Source organism: Pseudomonas fluorescens, assembly GCF_001307155.1.
GTDB lineage: Bacteria > Pseudomonadota > Gammaproteobacteria > Pseudomonadales > Pseudomonadaceae > Aquipseudomonas > Aquipseudomonas helvetica.
In genome coordinates this window covers 6,090,306-6,107,840 of the sequence record NZ_CP012830.1, presented here as the reverse complement: position 1 = coordinate 6,107,840, position 17,535 = coordinate 6,090,306, and the positions used below count along the sequence as shown (strand labels likewise).

Genomic DNA, 17,535 nt, shown 5'->3' with positions numbered 1-17,535 from the left:
ACGGGGTCACCGGCAACCTGGCTAGGCTCTGTACGAAAACTGCCTGCGCGTCGACCAGACTGCGTTAAAAACAGGCTCGGAATGCTCATTTAGGTCCCTAAAGTCGGGTGCGACCCCAGCCGTTCCTCGCCTGTTTTTGCCTTGCCTGATCGCCGCTCGGCGAGTTTTCGTACAGACCCTGGGTTGCACCTATCGACCGGCCATCCGGCGATAAGGTTCACCTGCGCTCAAACGACCCGAAGTCGACACCCATTAAAAATAGACCATCTCCTGTCGCTGCCATGTTTATCGAGCAGTACTTTTTACCGGTCAGTGCTCAATCACCTGCCTGCGCCTGGATGTGCAATTACGCAAGATTGTTCAAGACAGGGGGCTGATCGGCTGACACAGTTAGCGACCTTTCCTTCGTTGTAGAGCGCTATGTCTGACAATCTATTGCCGCGCAGTGCTTTCTTGCGCGGTGCCGCTGCCATCATGCCCTTGTCCCTGGCGACTGCGCCATGGGGGCTGTTGGCGGGTTCGATGGCCATTGAGGCCAACCTCACTCCACTGCAAGGCCAGGGCTTGTCGAGCATCGTCTTTGCGGGTGCTGCGCAGTTGGTCGCGATCGGGATGCTCAAGGGCGGCGCCGGGATTTTCTCTATTCTGCTGACCACCTTGCTGCTGACCTCGCAACACCTGCTGTACGGCATGAGCATGCGTCCAGTGGTTTCGCCGTTGCCGGGTCGCTGGCGGGTAGGGCTGGGCTTTTTGCTCACCGACGAGCTGTTCGCGCTGACCAGTCAATTTGACCAACGGCAGTTCAATCGCTGGTACGCCCTCGGGGTGGGCCTGACCTTTTATGTGGCATGGAACCTCTTCACCCTCGCCGGGATTGTGCTGGGCAGCAGCATTCCGGGCCTTGAACGCCTGGGCCTGGATTTTTCCATCGCGGCCACGTTTATCGCGTTGATCACCCCCGTGGTGCGCAACGTTCCGACGGTCGTCTGCGTGGCGGTTTCGCTGTTCTGCTCGGTGCTCTTCAACTACTGGCACTTGGGCTCGGCGTTGGTGCTGGCCGGCTTGCTGGGGATGAGTGCCGGGTTTGTCTGCAACAAGTTTTATGGAGCGCGCACATGATGGTCTGGGCGGTTATTTTCGGAATGGGCATGCTGGTTTTTCTTAACCGGTATGTGTTCCTTGAACCACGGTTGCCCGTGCGCCTGAGCAGCAATGCGCGGCAATTTCTCGGGTTTGCGGTGCCGGGCATGCTCACGGCGATCTGCGGGCCGATCGTGTTCATGCCCGACCATCAACTGAATCTGCAGTACGACAATCCGTACCTGATCAGTTCACTGGTCGCCATCGGCCTGGTGCTCTACACCCGCAGTACCCTGATCAGCATGCTGCTGAGCATGGGCTTCTTTTTCCTGCTGCGCTGGTGGCTGTGACCCGCCGTCTCACTTTTTCGAGGTTTTGCTGCTGCCGGGAATGTGCAGGTAATTCATCACGCTTTCAGTGAGTTCGGTCGCCAGCTTCACCGCTTCTTTGTTACGCGCCATCACGCCGGCGACCAAACCTTCGATCAGCGCCAGTACCGCGATATTGGAACTGGTCAGCACCGGGTGGTCGGCTGGCGCAAACAACACGTGCTGAGCAATGTGAGTCAGGGGGGAGGCGGGCGAGTCGGTGATCGCCAGCACCGTCGCGCCACGCTCATGGGCAAAACGCGACAGTTGCAGGGTGTCGAGGGAATAGCGCGGCAGCGAGATCGCCAGCAGCACGTCCTGATCGGTAATCGCAGCCAGTCGATAGGCGGCGTTTTCGTTGCCGCCTTCCATGCTGATCGCCGTGGCGTCGGCGCAGAACGGCATCAGTGTCGAGGCCGCGAGACCGGCCATGTAGACACTGTTGCCAAACCCGAGGATGTAGATCTTGCGCGCCTCGATCAGGCAGGTGACCACGGCTTCGAAGGTGTCGGGGTGATTGTTGGTGCCGGCGGTGCCAAGGTTGCTGGTGGCGCTCTGGATCTGCTCATGCAGCCCGAACGCACCACCGGGGCGGTGCGCCAGCTCGTTACGCAGTTTGTCCACCGGGGAGACCATCTGCTGCAAGGTTGCGACCAGTTCGGCTTTCATGCCGCTGTAACCGCCCAGGTCCAACGCCTTGGCCAGACGGTTGACCGCCGCTGGTGAGGTGGAGGTTTCATGGGCCATCTCTTCGATGGTCAGTGTCGCGGCTTTCAGCGGATGACGCAGGATGAAGTCTGCCACCTTGCGCAGTGACGGCTGCAAGTCGGCAAGAATTTCTGCCAGTTTGCGCATGACCGGCGCGGCGTAGACCGTGGTGTTTTTCGAAGGAGTAGGCATAACCGGCTCAACATCCGCAGGAGGTTGGAAGGGATCAGGTCTGGTCCCTGACATGAGTGCGCGCCAGTGTATCCGAAGCCGACCGTTGGCGTGCAGCACCCGGAACGGTCGGCGAGCGGCTTACTTCAGGCTGCCGGCCAAGAACTGCTGGAGGCGTTCGGACTGTGGGTTGACCAGCACTTCACGCGGGTTGCCACGTTCTTCGACCTGACCTTTGTGCAGGAACACCAGTTGGTTCGACACCTCCCTGGCAAAACCCATTTCGTGGGTCACCACCACCATGGTCCGGCCTTCCAGGGCCAGGTCCTGCATGACTTTAAGCACTTCGCCAACCAGCTCCGGGTCGAGGGCTGAAGTCGGTTCATCGAACAACATCACTTCCGGCTCCATCGCCAGTGCGCGAGCAATCGCCACGCGCTGCTGCTCGCCACCCGACATGTGCGCTGGATAAGCGCCCATGCGATGGGCCACGCCGACCTTGTTCAGGTAGTGTTCGGCTTTTTCCCGGGCGAGTTTCTTGTCCAGGCCCAGCACATGCACCGGCGCTTCCATGACGTTTTCAAGGGCGCTCATGTGCGACCAGAGGTTGAAATGCTGAAACACCATTGCCAGCCGCGAGCGCATGCGTTGCAGCTGTTTTGGCTCGGCGGCCTTGAGCCCGCCGGTCTTGTTGGCGACCAGTTTCAACTGCTCGCCATTGAGCAGGATGTTGCCCGAGTTGGGTTGCTCCAGCAGGTTGATGCAGCGCAGGAAGGTGCTTTTACCCGAGCCACTGGAGCCGATGATGCTGATCACGTCGCCGGCTTTGGCTTCCAGGGATACGCCCTTGAGCACTTCGTGAGTGCCGTAGCGTTTGTGCAGGTCCTGAATTTCAAGTGTGTTCATGGTGTCGGTTCTCTTGAGTCAGTCGCTGAGCAAGCGACCCTGGCGAATGGGGGTAGAGCCTGCGACCTTGGCCAGCCACAAACCCGGTTGGGCAAAGCGCAGGCGTTCGCGGGCATAAAGGATGCCGTCGGTGCTGGCCTTCACCACGCTGTGGCGATCGGTCAGCGGGTCGATCACTTCGAACAGCGGGTCGCCGACCGAGACCCGGGCACCCAACGGTTGCAGAAAACTCACCACACCGGGGTGTGGCGCATAGGCGTATTGCGCACCGGCGAAGGGCGTAGCGTCGCAGCAGGTGGCTGGCGCGTCTGGCCAGTCGCCGCTGATCAGGCCCTGTTCGGCCAGGTAGCCGAGGATTTGCTCGGCACTGGCCATGCACGGCTCGCGTTCGGTGTCGGCCATGCCGCGCAGTTCGATGGTGGTCGCCACGCAGGCCAGCGGAATGTTCGCCAGCGGGAACAGTTCGGACAGACGCAACCAGGGAATCGCGCAGCCTTCGTCGAAGGCATTGCCGCCGGCGTCCTCGGCCAGCAGAACGGCTTCAGCGTTCAGGCGTGCGGCCAGTGAACGCAGGCGCGGCCAGTTTTGCGGCAGGGCGTACAGCAACATGATCGACTCGAAATCGCAGTGCAGGTCCAGCACCACATCGGCGTCGCAGGCGTGCTGCAACAGCAGGCGGCGCAGGCCGTCGAGTTCCGATTCGGCCAGCGGCATGTCGGCAATGACTTCAATCATGGCACGCCGGATCAGCGCCACGTTGGCCTCGGCATCCTCGCCCAGCTGGCCCTTCAGGTGCACGGCCACGGCTTCGGCCAGCTCCGGGAAGTCACGGTTGAAGTTCTTGCCGCTGTTGAACTCGAAGCGCCCTTGATGGGTGGCCTGGAACATTTGCCCGATGCCGATCGGATTGGCCATCGGCACCAGTTCGATCACGCCGGTCAGGCGGCCTTGTAATTCCAGCTCGCGCAGACGGCGCTTGAGTTCGACGGCGACGCGCATGCCAGGCAGTTCGTCGGCATGCAGCGATGCCTGGATGTAGGCCTTGCGCGAGCCGCTGCCAAATCGAAACAGCGACAGCGTGCGTTCAGTGCCGCAGGCGCTCCAGGGTAGAACGTAGTGAATGTGCTCCATGGGATTTCCTTAGTGCTTGCGTGGGGCCAGGTACGCCAGCCAGTGACGTTCGGCGAGCTTGAACAGACGCACGAGAATGAAGGTCAGGGCCAGGTAGATCAGGCCGGCAGTGATGAACGCTTCGAACGGCAGGTAGAACCGCGAGCTGACCGTGCGCGCCGCACCAGTGATGTCGACCAGGGTGACGATCGACGCCAGGCTGGTGGTCTGCAGCATCATCAGCACTTCATTGCTGTACTGCGGCAACGCCCGGCGCAGGGCCGACGGCAGCAGAATGCGGCGGTACAGGGTCAGGCGTGACATGCCCATCGCCTTGGCGGCTTCGATCTCGCCGTTGGGGGTGGACTTCAGACTGCCGGCCAGCAGCTCTGCGCTATAGGCACTGGTGTTGATCGCAAAGGCCAGGCAGGCGCAAAAGGTCGCGCTGGACAGGTATGGCCAGAGCACGCTTTGGCGTACCGCTTCAAACTGTGCCAGGCCGTAATAGATCAAAAACAGCTGCACCAGCATCGGCGTGCCACGAATGGCGTAGGTGTAGAGCCAGGCCGGGAAGTTAATCAGCGGCGAGCGGGAGACGCGCATCAATGCCAGTGGAATGGCCAACATCAGGCCAAAAGCCAGGGAAATCAGCAGTACTTTGAGGGTCAATAACGCGCCACTGAAATACAGCGGCAGGTTTTCCCAGATCAGGTTGTAGTCGAGCATGGTCGGTTCGCTCCCACTCACAAAACGGCGGCTTTGATGCCGACCGAGTAGTGTTTTTCCAATGCGCGCAGCACCAGCAACGAGACGCTGGTCAGCACCAGGTACAGCGCCGCCACCGCGAGGAAAAACGTAAAGGGTTCGTGGGTCGCGTCGGCAGCGTTCTTGGCCTTGAACATCATGTCCTGCAGGCCGATCACCGATATCAACGCCGTGGATTTGGTCAGCACCAGCCAGTTGTTGGTGAAGCCGGGGATCGCGAAGCGAATCATCTGCGGCACCAGAATCCGCCAGAACACCTGGGCGCTGCTCATGCCATAGGCCGCTCCGGCTTCAGCCTGACCTTGCGGGATCGCCATGAAGGCGCCGCGAAAGGTTTCCGAGAGGTAGGCGCCAAAGATGAAGCCCATGGTGCAGACACCCGCCACAAACGGGTTGATGTCGATGTAGTGGGTGTAACCGAGCCCGAGGGCGATGCGATTCACCAGGTCCTGGCCGCCGTAGAAAATCAGCAGAATCAGTACCAGGTCGGGGATACCGCGAATCACCGTGGTGTAGCCTTCGCCCAGCGTCGACAACCATTTGAGCGGCGAGAGGCGAAACGTCGCGCCGATCAGGCCCAGGGTAATGGCCAGTGCCATGGAGCTCAGAGCCAGATTGATCGACAGCCAGGCGCCATCGAGAATGCTCGATCCGTAGCCGTGAAGCATGATGAAGTTCCTCACCCGAAGCGCCGGCAGGCGCGCGGGACCAGCAAGAAAAGCGGCGTCGGCGCAAGACCGACGCCAGCGTTACAGGAAGGCTTATTCGCCGTAGATATCGAACGCGAAGTACTTGGCCATGACCTGCTGGTACTTGCCGTTGGCACGGATCGCGTCAATCGCCGTGTTCAGGCGTGCCGCGTTCGCGGTATCGCCTTTGCGCAGCGCAATCCCGGCGCCCCGACCAAAATATTTCGGGTCATTGATGTCCGGTCCTACCAAGGCAAAACCGTTACCGGCCGGGGTCTTGATGAAGCTCTCGTTGGTGTTGACGATGTCGGCGAGGGTGGCGTCCAGTCGGCCCGAGGCCAGGTCCAGGAAGGCTTCATTTTGCGATGAGTAACGCACCACCTCGACGCCGGCGGGCGCTAGTTGCTCGGTCGCGTAACGGTCGTAGGTGGAGGAGCGTTGCACACCGAGTTTCTTGCCTTTGAGATCGACCTTCGGGTCATTGATCGCCTGGCCGGCCTTCGCCGCGAACTTGCCGGGGGTGTGGTAGTACTTTTCGCTGAAGTCGACTGACTTCAGGCGGTCGTCGGTAATCGACATCGACGACAGCACCGCGTCGATCTTGCGCACTTTCAACGAGGGGATCATCCCGTCGAATTCCTGGATGACCCACTGGCATTTGATCTTCATTTCTTCGCACAGGGCGTTGCCGATGTCGTAGTCGAACCCGCTGATATTGCCTTCCGGGGTCTTGAAGGAGAACGGCGGGTAGGCGGCTTCGATACCGATACGCAAGCTGTCTTCGTCGGCGTGGGCCAGGGTGCTGACGGCGCAAAATGCCAGAGCAGCCAGAAGTCCGGTCTTGTTCATATTGTTGACTCCGTGGATAGGGTGTTTGGGGGTGAATGCCTTCCGGTCTGGCGAGGGGGTGCAGCGGGTTGCGTGTCCATGGAATGTATAAATGACACGTTTTATTTCATAAATCAAATGCGTGAAAATAAAAATATCAAACAGGCTGCCGTTTCAGCCAGACGGTCATGGCGCAACAAGGAGACAGTGCCCTGACGGCACAAGGGGGATTGGCGGCTACGATTGATGGCGGGAAGTTATAAAGTCAGATCATATTGGTATAAGTGGTTATAAGAAAAATCGCTATGCTGACTGCCAGATTTTTAAGTCGTCGCGCTGGTTTTGTAAGGTATGGCAATGGACTTCGGTAATTTGGGTTTTGTAGTCGCAGGCTTGGTTGTCGGGTTCGTTGTCGGAATGACCGGTGTGGGGGGAGGCTCGTTGATGACGCCGATCCTTCTATGGTTCGGCATCAACCCGGCCACGGCCGTCGGGACTGATTTGTTGTATGCCGCGATCACCAAGTCCGGTGGTGTGCTGGTTCATCAAAAGCACCGCAACATCGACTGGAAAATTACCGGCTGGCTGACGTTGGGCAGTGTGCCTGCCGTTGTCATGACCTTGTTGTTCCTGAAATACCTCAACACGGATCCGCACGCGACCAATACCGTTATCAAGCAGGCGTTGGGCTTTGTATTGCTGCTGACGGCGCTGGCTATTTTTTTCAAGCGCCAGCTCTTGGCGTTTGCCCAAAAACATGCGGGCGATCATTACCACCTCAGTAACCGGAACCTGAACCTGCTGACCATCGTCACGGGCGCGATACTCGGTGCGATGGTCGCTTTGACCTCCATCGGTGCCGGCGCCCTGGGAACTGTGGCGCTGTTCATCCTGTACCCGTTCCTGGCAACCAAACGCCTGGTCGGCACAGAAATCGCCCACGCCGTACCGCTGACCCTGGTTGCGGGACTGGGGCATGCGAGCATGGGCAATATGGATTGGCACCTGCTGGGCTTTCTGCTGATGGGGTCGTTGCCGGGGATCTATATCGGCAGTCACCTGACCGGAAAAATTTCCGACGGTGTGCTGCGTCCTTGCCTGGCGGTCATGCTGGTGTTCATCGGCTACAAATTAGTGTTTTGATCCCCGGCATGGCGCTGTCCCTCTCAGCGCCATGCCCGAGGCATACTCCCGCGATTATTTACGCGCCTCCAGAATCAGGTTGAACGGTGTCTCTGCTGCCCGGCGGAAATGCGTGAATCCGGCCTGGGTGAATACATCCCGCAGCCGTGCTTCCCCCGCTTGAGCCCCGAGCCCCAGGCCGACTTCCTGAGACAACGAGTTAGGCGTGCAGATGAACGTAGACGCGGCGTAGAACAGCCGTCCTACCGGAGTCGCGTTTTCGTCGAGATGGTCATTGGCATACGGCTCCACCAACAGCACCGTCCCGTCGGGCTTGAGCGCCTGATAGGCGTGTTTGGCAGCGCCCACCGGGTCGCCCATGTCGTGGAGGCAATCGAAGTAACAGATCAAATCGTAGTCATTGCCCGGAAAGTTCTTGGCGGTACTCTGAACGAAGCGAGCACTATCGGCCACGCCACCTTCTTCAGCGCGTTGGGTAGCAGTGGTGATGGATGGCGCGTGATAGTCGAAGCCGACAAAATTGGAGGCCGGGAACGCTTTGGCCATGACCACCGTTGAAGCGCCGTGGCCGCAACCGACATCCGCGACCTTGGCCCCGGCTTTCAGTTTGTCCACCACGCCTTCAAGCGCAGGTAACCACTCGCCGACCAGGTGTGCGCGGTAGCCGGGTCTGAAGAAGCGTTCGGTGCCTTTGAACATGCAGCTGTGGTGATCGCCCCAGGCGAGGGCACCATTGCCACGCATGGCGGCGATCAGTTTGTCTTTGTCATGGTAAAACGAGGCAATCACTGCGGCGCCGCCCGGGACATAAACCGGTGAGTCCTCGATCGCCAGCGCCAGGGCTTGTTCTTCTGGCAGGCGGAATTTTCCGTCGACGTGCTCCATGTAGCCAGAGGCTGCGTGAGCACTGAGCCATTCGCGCAACAGTCGTGCATTGCAGCCAGTCTTGCTGGCCAGTTCTTCAGGGGTGACAGGCTGGCTGTCGGCCATCGCCCGGTACAAACCGAGTTCATCGCCCAGGATCATGTTCGCGAGCATCGCTGCGCCGCCCATGTCGGAAACCACCTTGCCCATGAAGTCATTGAGTTTGGCTTCGTCCATAACTGCTCCTCCTGAAAAAAGACCACCGGTGAAGGAGGGCGTGTGCAGAGGCAGCAACCTTTCAGGCGGCAGTCGGATGGATGGTCAGGGCGACACTGCAGGCGCGTTGTGAAGCCAAACCGTCTGCTACGCGAATGCCCGGACACGCGACATGGCCGGGCGAGTGGGACGCGAAAACGTCGTCCTGCATGACGTCACTGTGGGGCTGAGCCCCACAGGACGATTACAAGTAGCCATTGTCTCCAGCGTCATGGGCGGGTTTCTTCGACAAACTCGCTGCTTACGGACCCGGATTTGGCAACGTCCCCCCTATGGGGGACAAATAAAAGTGTAGTACGCGATAAAACCCTGCGCCGTGTGTTTTGGCCTTGGCGGTGTGAGCCTGAACAAACTAAATGGCCTAAACCCGTGTCGCGAAATACGGTTGCGGATTAAGCCCGCTCGCCTAAGCTTCGCAGCATGGCGATAGAAATTTCAGGCGACGGAACTGGATCTTTCGCCTTGATGCGCAATCATAAAGTGTGGAAATCAAAAGGAGATGCGCATGCTCATTCGGTCACTGACCCTTGCAACTCTGCTCGCTGTCGCCGGCCCTCTATTCGCCGCCGACAACGACACGCCCCTGGCCCAGGAACGCGGCAGGAACCGGCCGCTGATCGTCATCGCTCCCAGCAGCATCGACCCGACACTGGTCAGCCTGAAAAAGTCCCTGGCGGAACCGGCCAACAGCCAGGCCTTCAAAGAACGCAATATGGTGCTGTACACCGTGGTCAACCTCATGGGCCAACGTGACGGCAAGGACCTCGATGCACAAACTACCATGGCGCTGATTCGCGAGTTGAAACTGGGCGTCAGTGGCGAGACCAAGGTCATTCTGGTGGGCAAGGACGGCGAGAAAAAACTCGACCACCTCGGCCCGATCGAGGCCAAGGATCTGTTCGCCACCGTTGACCAGCTTCCAACCGCCGAGAAAGAGGCAGCGCCACCTGCGCCGCCACCCGTAGAGGCTGCGCCGGTCAAGGGCGGAAAAAAGGGCAAAGGAGCAAAACCGGCAGCACCACCGCAACCTTTGGATGATTGATCAAATCTTTGGATGATTGATCAATTGTGGCGAGGGAGCTTGCTCCCGCTGGGTCGCGAAGCGACCCTGAAGCCAGCCACCGCGAGCATTCAGATGGAACGCGATTGCCGGATTACCACCGCTTCGCAGTCGAGCGGGAGCAAGCTCCCTCGCCACAGGTTTTGTGTTCGACGCGCTTTTCTCTTAATGGACGGGTTTCTGGAAAAACAGTTTTTGCAAGGCAAAAAAAGACCCGGCGCCACCGAAGTCGCACCGGGTGTGTTGCCAGTCAGCGAGCGGATATCGTGGGTCCGCACGCTGACTGTTGAACGCCTGCGGGTTTAGGCCCGCTCGATTGCCAGGGCCACGCCCTGACCACCACCGATGCACAAGGTGGCGAGGCCTTTCTTCGCGTCACGCTTGATCATTTCGTGCAGCAACGACACCAGCACTCGGCAACCGGACGCACCAATAGGGTGACCCAATGCAATGGCACCGCCGTTGACGTTGACCTTGCTGGCATCCCATTCCAGCTCTTTGCCGACCGCCAGTGACTGCGCGGCGAAGGCCTCGTTGGCTTCGATCAGGTCCAGTTGATCGAGGTTCCAGCCGGCCTTGTCGAGGCAGCGGCGGGTCGCGGAAACGGGAGCAATGCCCATGATCGCCGGGTCGACGCCGGCATTGGCGTAGGCGGCGATTTTTGCCAGCACCGGCAAGCCCAATTGCTTGGCCTTGTCGGCGCTCATCAGCAACACCGCAGCGGCGCCGTCATTGAGCGAAGAGGCGTTGCCAGCGGTGACGCTGCCATCCTTCTTGAAGGCCGGTTTGAGCTTGGCCAAAGACTCGGCAGTGGTCTCGGCGCGCGGTTGTTCGTCGACCGTGAAGGACAACGGCTCACCTTTGCGCTGCGGGATCAGGATCGGCGTGATCTCGTCGGCAAAGCGCCCGGCTGCGATAGCCGCCGTGGCTTTTTGCTGCGAAGCGGCGGCGAACGCATCCTGCTCCTCACGGGTCAGGTGGTACTTGTCCACCAGGTTCTCGGCGGTGATGCCCATGTGGTAGTCGTTGAACGCATCCCACAGGCCGTCGCTGATCATGCTGTCGACCATTTTCGCGTGGCCCATGCGCAGGCCGGTGCGAGCAGCCGGCAACACGTATGGCGCCAGGCTCATGTTTTCCATGCCGCCAGCGATGATCACCTCGGCGTCACCGCAACGAATCGCTTGCGCACCCAGGTGCAAGGCCTTGAGGCCCGAGCCGCAGACCTTGTTCAGGGTCAGTGCCGGAACGGCGTGCGGCAGACCGGCGAGGATCGAGGCCTGGCGCGCCGGGTTCTGGCCGGAGCCCGCGGTCAGCACCTGACCGAGGATCACTTCATCGACCTGATCCGCTGCCAGACCGGTTTTTGCGAGCAATTGACGAATCACCGCGGCACCGAGTTCCGGTGCCGGGATGCTGGCCAGCGAACCCTGAAAACTGCCAATGGCGGTACGAGTGGCGGCAACAATCACAACGTCTTGCATCGAATTTCTCCTCAGGGGACGGTTCAGGCGAACTGCATTTCCGGAACATGCTCGGGAACGATCAGTTTACCAGCGGTCTTGCTGACGATTTCCTCGACGCTCACACCGGGTGCGCGCTCCTTGAGGATGAATGCGCCGTTTTCGATTTCCAGGTAGGCCAGATCGGTCAGCACGCGCTTGATGCAATTGGCACCGGTCAGCGGCAGGCTGCAATACGGCAGCAGTTTCGACTCACCGTCCTTGGAGGCGTGGGTCATGGTCACGATGATGTTGTCGGCACCGGCCACCAGGTCCATCGCGCCGCCCATGCCCTTGACCAGTTTGCCGGGGATCATCCACGAGGCGATGTTGCCGTGTACGTCGACTTCAAATGCACCGAGCACGGTGAGGTCGATGTGGCCGCCGCGGATCATCGCAAAGGATTCGGCGGACGAGAAAATCGAGGCGCCAATGCGCGCGGTGACGGTCTGCTTGCCGGCATTGATCATGTCCGCGTCGACTTTATCGTCGGTCGGAAAGGCGCCCATGCCGAGCAGGCCGTTTTCCGATTGCAGCATGACTTCCATGCCTTCGGGGATGTAGTTGGCAACCAGTGTCGGAATGCCGATGCCGAGGTTCACGTAGTAGCCGTCTTTCATTTCGCGGGCGACGCGCTGAGCCATTTGTTCGCGGGTAAGAGCCATTTTTTATTCTCCACTGTTCGGGCTGGGGGCGAGGATCACTTGCGCACGGTGCGTTGTTCGATACGTTTTTCGAACGTGCCGCAGATGACCCGGTCGACGTAGATGCCTGGGGTGTGGATCTGTGTGGGGTCCAGCTCGCCGGGTTCGACGATCTCTTCGACTTCGACCACGGTGATCTTGCCGGCGGTGGCGGCCAGCGGGTTGAAGTTCTGCGCGGTGTGGCGGTAGATCACGTTGCCGAAGTGGTCGGCTTTCCAGCCTTTGACGATGGCGAAGTCGCCGGTGATGGACTCTTCCATCAGGTACGGACGGCCCTTGAATTCACGGATTTCCTTGCCTTCGGCCACTGGAGTGCCGACGCCGGTGGCGGTGAAGAACGCCGGAATGCCAGCGCCGCCAGCGCGCATTTTTTCCGCCAGGGTGCCTTGCGGGGTCAGCACGACTTCAATCTCGCCGCTCAGCAGTTGCTTTTCGAACAGGGCGTTTTCGCCGACATAGGAGGCGACCACTTTGCGGATCTGGCGGTCTTCCAGCAGTACGCCGAGGCCAAAACCGTCGACGCCGCAGTTGTTGGAAACCACGGTCAGGTCGCGGGTCCCTTTGCGCTTGATCTCGGCGATCAGGTTTTCCGGAATACCGCACAACCCGAAGCCGCCAGAGATCACGGTCATACCATCTTCGAGGCCTGCCAGAGCCTCCTCATAGGAACTCACGCGCTTGTCGAAACCTGCCATATGCACCTCTTTTATTCTTTGTGGGCGGCTGGCTAGCCGTATGGGGTGGAGTGTTGCTCTATCAGATTGATTTTATAAGTTGATTTTTAAGGTTGATTGATAGATAAAACTCAGTAATCGGTAATGGTCAGCATGGTGAGGGACGGTGATGACAGTCAAGCAGATCAGGGCGTTTTTGGCAGTGGCGCAGAGTTTGAGCTTTGCGGTGGCCTGTGAGCGGCTGCACCTGTCGCAGTCGGCGTTGAGTTTGACCATCAAGGCGCTGGAAGACGGGCTCGGTGGGCGGCTGTTCAGCCGCACCACCCGCAACGTTGCGCTGACCCCGGAGGGCGAGTCCCTGCTACCACTGGCCCGGCGGTTGATCGCTGACTGGGACAACGCCGAGGATGAAATGCGCCAGCGTTTCACCCTGCAGCGAGGGCGGGTGACGCTGGCGGCGATGCCCTCGTTTGCCGGCAATTTGCTGCCGCCGATTCTCAAGACCTTTCGCGCGCGCTACCCGAAGGTCAACGTCACGGTGAACGACGTGATCAACGAACAAGTGCTGGAAATGGTCCGTGACCGTCATGTGGAGCTTGGCGTGGCTTTTGAGCCGACGCAGAGTTCGTCGCTGGAATTCACTCCGTTGTACATGGATCGCTTTGTTGCGGTGGTGCCGAGTGATTCGCCGCTGGCCGAGCGTGCCGAGATTGACTGGAAAACGTTGCTGGAGCAGCCGTTTATCACGTTGCAGCGGCCGTCGACGGTGCGGGTGATGCTTGAGGAGCACTTGCAGGCGCGGCAGATGAAGTTGCCGGTGGAGTTTGAGAGTCATCAGTTGGCGACCGTCGGGCGGATGGTTGCCAGTGGGCTGGGGGTGAGTGCGGTGCCGGCGTTGTGTGTCGAGCAGATGCGTGAGCTTGGGGCGTGTTGCATTACCTTGAGTGATCCGGTGATTGAGCGGGCCATTGGGGTGTTGACCAAACCGGGGCATGAGTTGTCGGCGGCGGCGCAGGCGTTGTTTGACATCCTCAAGGACGAAGTTCGCCTGTAGCTGCCGCAGGCTGCGATCTGTTGACCTTGGCGGCCTGACAGCCGACCCATCTCCCGCTGGTGTACATATCCATTTCTGCGGTAACGGCGGCTTACGGTTCCGCTCTTACAGCGGGTCACTTTGGCAAACGCCCCAAAGTAACCAAAGGTCTTCGCCCCAAGCGTCCGGCACCTCGCCTAGGCTCGGCGTACCCTCACTCCGGTGTCCATCAGGGGGCATCGCCTACGGTCTGCTTCGCGACGACCTCCTCTCGATGTGTCCGGCTACGCCGTACGGCGCTGCGCGCCCACCCCCTGATGAACACCTCCACTCGGCCTCCCGAAGGGGCGGGTGGATCAAGATCAACAGCGGCAGGCGAGCTAACGCTCGGCCTGTTGAGTGGTTGGGGGGCGCTACTTTATTTTGGGTGGGTGATGTCCGTAGCAGCTGTCGAGCCTGCGAGGCCTCGTTCGAGGACGAAGTCCTCGCAAATCCTGGGAACACGGTTTTCCTGGAAGAACGTGGTGCCTGATTTTACGACCGCTGCGCGGCCGAACGCAGCCTCGCAGGCTCGACAGCTGCTACGGGCGTAGTCCTGCGTGGCATTTCAATGTTGTGTAGATTCCGATGCTGCGATGGCGGCCACTCAATCGATGAAGTTTCCGGGCGAACTTGTCGGATATTTCCCGCATGCTGTGGCGGTGTGCATGAACTGGTGCGTGATGGGCTTCATCGATAGTCTTTGGGCTGTCACTGCAAATTCAGTGACAGGGTGTGGAAGCCCTTCTATCGTTAGGCGCACAAAGCGCCACCAGTTCGGCGTTTTTTATCGTCTGAGTTTTATGGTGGCTGTGCGCGGGGCGCTTTCGAGCGCGCCGGGTGCCTAACGTCCCGGTCTTCCACACCTGCGTACAGCCGCCACCTATTGCGTGGAAGTGATGTCTGGCGGCTTCAACCCATACGTTAGGAATCAGAACAATGAACACCTACACCCCCAATCCACCCTACGTCCCGCCAACCTCCCATCCTTCCAACCGCTACATGGCCCTCACCAGCAACTGCTCTGACATGCCGACCCTGTTCGTCGACACCCACGCGCCGCTCGATATCCTGCTCGACGCTGCCCGTTATCGCATTCGTGCGGTGACTCAAGTGCTGGAGAATCTGGCGATGCGCGGGGAGATTGCCAGCGATTCGGTGATCCTCAACGATTTCGCCTTGCTGTGCGCCATTCCGTTGCGTGACGGTTGTGATCTGCTGGATGTGCTTGGGCGGCGGTTGCCAGAACCGGTTTCGGCATCAGTTAAATAGAGTGTTCAGTGCAGTCTGTCTTTTTCTCGATCCTGCGACAGGCTTTTCACGAATTACTCACATCCTGAAGCGCAGATTGAACTGACAAAAGGATTTGACCCCATCAAGCAGAAAGCCCGCCATGTGCGGGTTTTTTGCTGTTTGTCTGGCACGTTATGCGGCAACCGCCTGCTGTTGTTGCTTGAGCAACGGCACGGCGCGTACCGAGCTGCCAGCTTGCAATTGCAGGCGCTTGGCGGTCAGGCGATCGACCAGCAAGCTGTTGCCGACCAGTCGGGCGCGGGCGGCGGTGATCCGGCAGTTTTCCAGGCGCTGGTTATGGATCAGCCAGAGCGGCGCGTTGTCGTCAGGTGTGCCGACCATCAGGTCCAGAGACTGGCTGTTGCGCACGGCACGGATTTTCGAGACCTGGGCTTCGATGACCGGGCCGCCGTCGAAAATGTCGATGTAACCCTTATGGGCAAAGCCTTCGTTGCAGAGGATTCTGCGCGCCGGTTCGGCGTTTTGATGGGCCTTGCCGATTACCGCCTGGGCTTGCTCGGTGAGCATGCAGGTGTACAGCGGCTGACGTGGCATCAGCTCGGCGATGAACGACTTGTTGCCGAGCCCGGACAGGTGATCGGCGTGGCTGAAATCCATTTTGAAAAAATGTCGACCCAGGCTGTCCCAGAACGGCGAGCATCCGTGCTCGTCGGCGCTGCCGCGCAGCTCGGCGATCAGTTTGTCGCCGAACAAGTGCGGGAACTCGGCGACAAACAGCAGTCGCGCGACTGACAGCAGGCGGCCGTTATGGCCCTGGCGCTGATCCGGGCGCAGGAACAACGAGCAGATTTCCGATTGGCCGGTCATTTCGTTGTTGAGGAACAAGGTCGGGATTTGTCGACGGATTCCCAGCTCCGCCGAGGTGTTGACCGTCAATCCGACGCGGTAGTTGTACCAGGGTTCGCGCAGCCCGACAGCACCTGCCAGGGCGCTGACGCCGATCACCTGCTGATCGTCGTCTTCGAGCACGAACAGGTAGTCGGCGTCGGCCCGTTCAACCTGACCGGCAAAGGTCCGCTGCGCCCAGCGGACGCGCAGGGTCAGACGTTCTTCGTTGGCCGGCAGCGAAGTGAAGCCCGGGCCGGCGCTGCGTGCCAGCGCCAGTAACGCAGGCAGGTCGGTCATTTGAACCGGGCGCACGATCATGATGGAGCTCCTTGAGTGCGGAAGACCTGCTTCATAGCGCAATCAGCCGAACCGGGCCGCCGTTGTCCAGTTGCAACGCATCGAGTTGAGTGGCGTCGAGCATGACGGGTTCGTCTGCGCTCCAGTCCAGTTCGGCGACAATTGCCCGGTAGTTTTCCAAAGAGTCATTGCTCAGCAGGTACGGCGTCTTGCCGCCGCTGTGTGAACTCAAATGGGCAACGGCCGTGCGGGTCTGGGCGATCGAACGAATGCTCGGGGTGCGCGCAAACAGTGTTGGCCCACCGTCGAAGAGGTCGATGTAGCTGTTGGTCTCGAAGCCTTCACGCTCAAGGATGTCGAAGGCTTCCTGGCCATCCGGATGAATCCGGCCAATACACGCCTGAGCGCTTTGCGGCAGCATCGGCACGTAGATCGGGTAGTGCGGCATCAACTCGGCGAGAAAGCTTCGGTTCTGCAAGCCGCAGAGACGTTCGGCCTCGACGTAGGGCAGGTCGAAAAAGTGCTTGCCCAGTGCATCCCAGAATGGCGATTCACCCGTGTCGCTGCTGTAGCCGACGATTTCGGTAATCACGGCGTCGGAAAAGCGTTGCGGATGGGCGGCGATGAACATCAGTCGGGCCCGTGAAAGCATTTCCGAGGAGGGCGTGCGTTCAAGCTCGGTGTTGATGTGAAAACCGCGCAGCAAGGTATGGGCGCTGAGGTCCTGGCATAACGACAGCGCCGGCACCCCGTGATGAATGTTCAGCTCGCGCGACTCACTGGTGAACGGGCGGTTGCGCAGGCTGTAGAAGGGCTCGTTGAAACCGGCGGTCGCGAGCACTTCCGAACAGCCCAGCAGCCGTTGACTGGCCAGATCTTCCAGCACGAAGAAATAGTTCTCCGGCCCCTGGCTCTTCACGTCACTGGCAAACGATGCGCAGGATGCGAGAATCTTCTGGCGCAGGCGCTCGGTGTCGTCCGGCAACGAGGTGACACCCACCAGGCTGTCGCGCGCAAGTTGTTGCAACTGAGGCAGGTCGGATAACTGAACTGGGCGTAAGGCCAGCATGGATGTACTCCTGTATCAAAGGGCCTGATACCGGGCATCAGGCTTGACTATCACTGTCGGTTTCCACGCACTGCAACGGCGGTCGGCTAATCCCTGTCAGCGACCGC

General features: G+C 59.9%; 18 protein-coding genes. 6 read left to right on the top strand and 12 right to left on the bottom strand.

Features of this window, described 5'->3' with window-relative positions:
- The first annotated feature begins 420 nt into the window (after positions 1–420).
- Both AO353_RS28005 and AO353_RS28000 read left to right on the top strand, forming a co-directional pair.
- Positions 421–1,119: an AzlC family ABC transporter permease gene (locus AO353_RS28005; RefSeq protein WP_054597896.1), complete on the top strand. Its 699-nt coding sequence runs from the start codon at positions 421–423 to the stop codon at positions 1,117–1,119.
- Positions 1,119–1,430, top strand: coding sequence for an AzlD domain-containing protein (locus AO353_RS28000; RefSeq protein WP_162491294.1), 312 nt, complete (start codon positions 1,119–1,121; stop codon positions 1,428–1,430). The genes AO353_RS28005 and AO353_RS28000 overlap by 1 nt, the downstream gene beginning before the upstream one ends.
- 9 nt (positions 1,431–1,439) lie before the next feature.
- On the opposite strand, the gene AO353_RS27995 is transcribed toward AO353_RS28000, so the two are convergent.
- From AO353_RS27995 to AO353_RS27970, 6 genes are all read right to left on the bottom strand, one after another.
- A complete protein-coding gene (locus tag AO353_RS27995) occupies positions 1,440–2,348 on the bottom strand; it encodes a MurR/RpiR family transcriptional regulator (protein ID WP_054597894.1) in 909 nt (302 codons plus the stop codon).
- A gap of 120 nt (positions 2,349–2,468) precedes the next feature.
- Positions 2,469–3,233 (bottom strand): ABC transporter ATP-binding protein, encoded by a 765-nt coding sequence (locus AO353_RS27990; RefSeq protein ID WP_019689777.1) that lies wholly within the window; start codon positions 3,231–3,233, stop codon positions 2,469–2,471.
- An 18-nt stretch (positions 3,234–3,251) separates the two neighbouring features.
- A complete protein-coding gene (locus AO353_RS27985; protein WP_054597893.1) occupies positions 3,252–4,364 on the bottom strand; it encodes a succinylglutamate desuccinylase/aspartoacylase family protein in 1,113 nt (370 codons plus the stop codon).
- A gap of 9 nt (positions 4,365–4,373) precedes the next feature.
- On the bottom strand, positions 4,374–5,069 hold the full coding sequence (locus AO353_RS27980) for an ABC transporter permease (RefSeq protein WP_054597892.1): 696 nt from the start codon (positions 5,067–5,069) through the stop codon (positions 4,374–4,376).
- A gap of 17 nt (positions 5,070–5,086) precedes the next feature.
- Positions 5,087–5,776: an ABC transporter permease gene (locus AO353_RS27975; protein WP_054597891.1), complete on the bottom strand. Its 690-nt coding sequence runs from the start codon at positions 5,774–5,776 to the stop codon at positions 5,087–5,089.
- A gap of 93 nt (positions 5,777–5,869) precedes the next feature.
- On the bottom strand, positions 5,870–6,646 hold the full coding sequence (locus tag AO353_RS27970) for an ABC transporter substrate-binding protein (protein WP_019689781.1): 777 nt from the start codon (positions 6,644–6,646) through the stop codon (positions 5,870–5,872).
- Positions 6,647–6,982: 336 nt separating this feature from the next.
- Here AO353_RS27970 and AO353_RS27965 point away from each other — a divergent pair, with 336 nt between their 5' ends.
- Positions 6,983–7,768, top strand: coding sequence for a sulfite exporter TauE/SafE family protein (locus AO353_RS27965; protein ID WP_054597890.1), 786 nt, complete (start codon positions 6,983–6,985; stop codon positions 7,766–7,768).
- Between the two features lie 54 nt (positions 7,769–7,822).
- On the opposite strand, the gene AO353_RS27960 is transcribed toward AO353_RS27965, so the two are convergent.
- Entirely contained in the window at positions 7,823–8,869 is a 1,047-nt protein-coding gene (locus AO353_RS27960) for a class I SAM-dependent methyltransferase (RefSeq protein ID WP_054597889.1), read from the bottom strand.
- 544 nt (positions 8,870–9,413) lie between these two features.
- Here AO353_RS27960 and AO353_RS27955 point away from each other — a divergent pair.
- Positions 9,414–9,950 (top strand): DUF4174 domain-containing protein, encoded by a 537-nt coding sequence (locus AO353_RS27955; protein ID WP_054597888.1) that lies wholly within the window; start codon positions 9,414–9,416, stop codon positions 9,948–9,950.
- 320 nt (positions 9,951–10,270) lie between these two features.
- On the opposite strand, the gene AO353_RS27945 is transcribed toward AO353_RS27955, so the two are convergent.
- The 3 genes from AO353_RS27945 to AO353_RS27935 are packed head-to-tail and all read right to left on the bottom strand — an operon-like array spanning position 10,271 to position 12,869.
- Positions 10,271–11,452, bottom strand: a complete 1,182-nt coding sequence (locus AO353_RS27945; RefSeq protein ID WP_054597886.1) for an acetyl-CoA C-acetyltransferase — start codon at positions 11,450–11,452, stop codon at positions 10,271–10,273.
- Positions 11,453–11,475: 23 nt separating this feature from the next.
- Entirely contained in the window at positions 11,476–12,135 is a 660-nt protein-coding gene (locus AO353_RS27940; RefSeq protein ID WP_054597885.1) for a CoA transferase subunit B, read from the bottom strand.
- A 35-nt stretch (positions 12,136–12,170) separates the two neighbouring features.
- Positions 12,171–12,869 carry a CoA transferase subunit A gene (locus AO353_RS27935; protein ID WP_054597884.1) on the bottom strand — a complete coding sequence of 233 codons (699 nt, stop codon included), beginning with the start codon at positions 12,867–12,869 and terminating at the stop codon, positions 12,171–12,173.
- Between the two features lie 148 nt (positions 12,870–13,017).
- On the opposite strand from AO353_RS27935, the gene AO353_RS27930 reads away from it, so the two are divergent.
- A complete protein-coding gene (locus AO353_RS27930) occupies positions 13,018–13,902 on the top strand; it encodes a LysR family transcriptional regulator (protein ID WP_054597883.1) in 885 nt (294 codons plus the stop codon).
- Between the two features lie 957 nt (positions 13,903–14,859).
- Positions 14,860–15,192, top strand: a complete 333-nt coding sequence (locus AO353_RS27925; RefSeq protein ID WP_054597882.1) for a hypothetical protein — start codon at positions 14,860–14,862, stop codon at positions 15,190–15,192.
- Between the two features lie 153 nt (positions 15,193–15,345).
- Here AO353_RS27925 and astA read toward each other — a convergent pair whose 3' ends face one another.
- Entirely contained in the window at positions 15,346–16,380 is a 1,035-nt protein-coding gene (gene astA, locus AO353_RS27920; RefSeq protein WP_054597881.1) for an arginine N-succinyltransferase, read from the bottom strand.
- Between the two features lie 31 nt (positions 16,381–16,411).
- Positions 16,412–17,428: an arginine N-succinyltransferase gene (locus AO353_RS27915; protein WP_054597880.1), complete on the bottom strand. Its 1,017-nt coding sequence runs from the start codon at positions 17,426–17,428 to the stop codon at positions 16,412–16,414.
- Positions 17,429–17,535 lie beyond the last annotated feature (107 nt).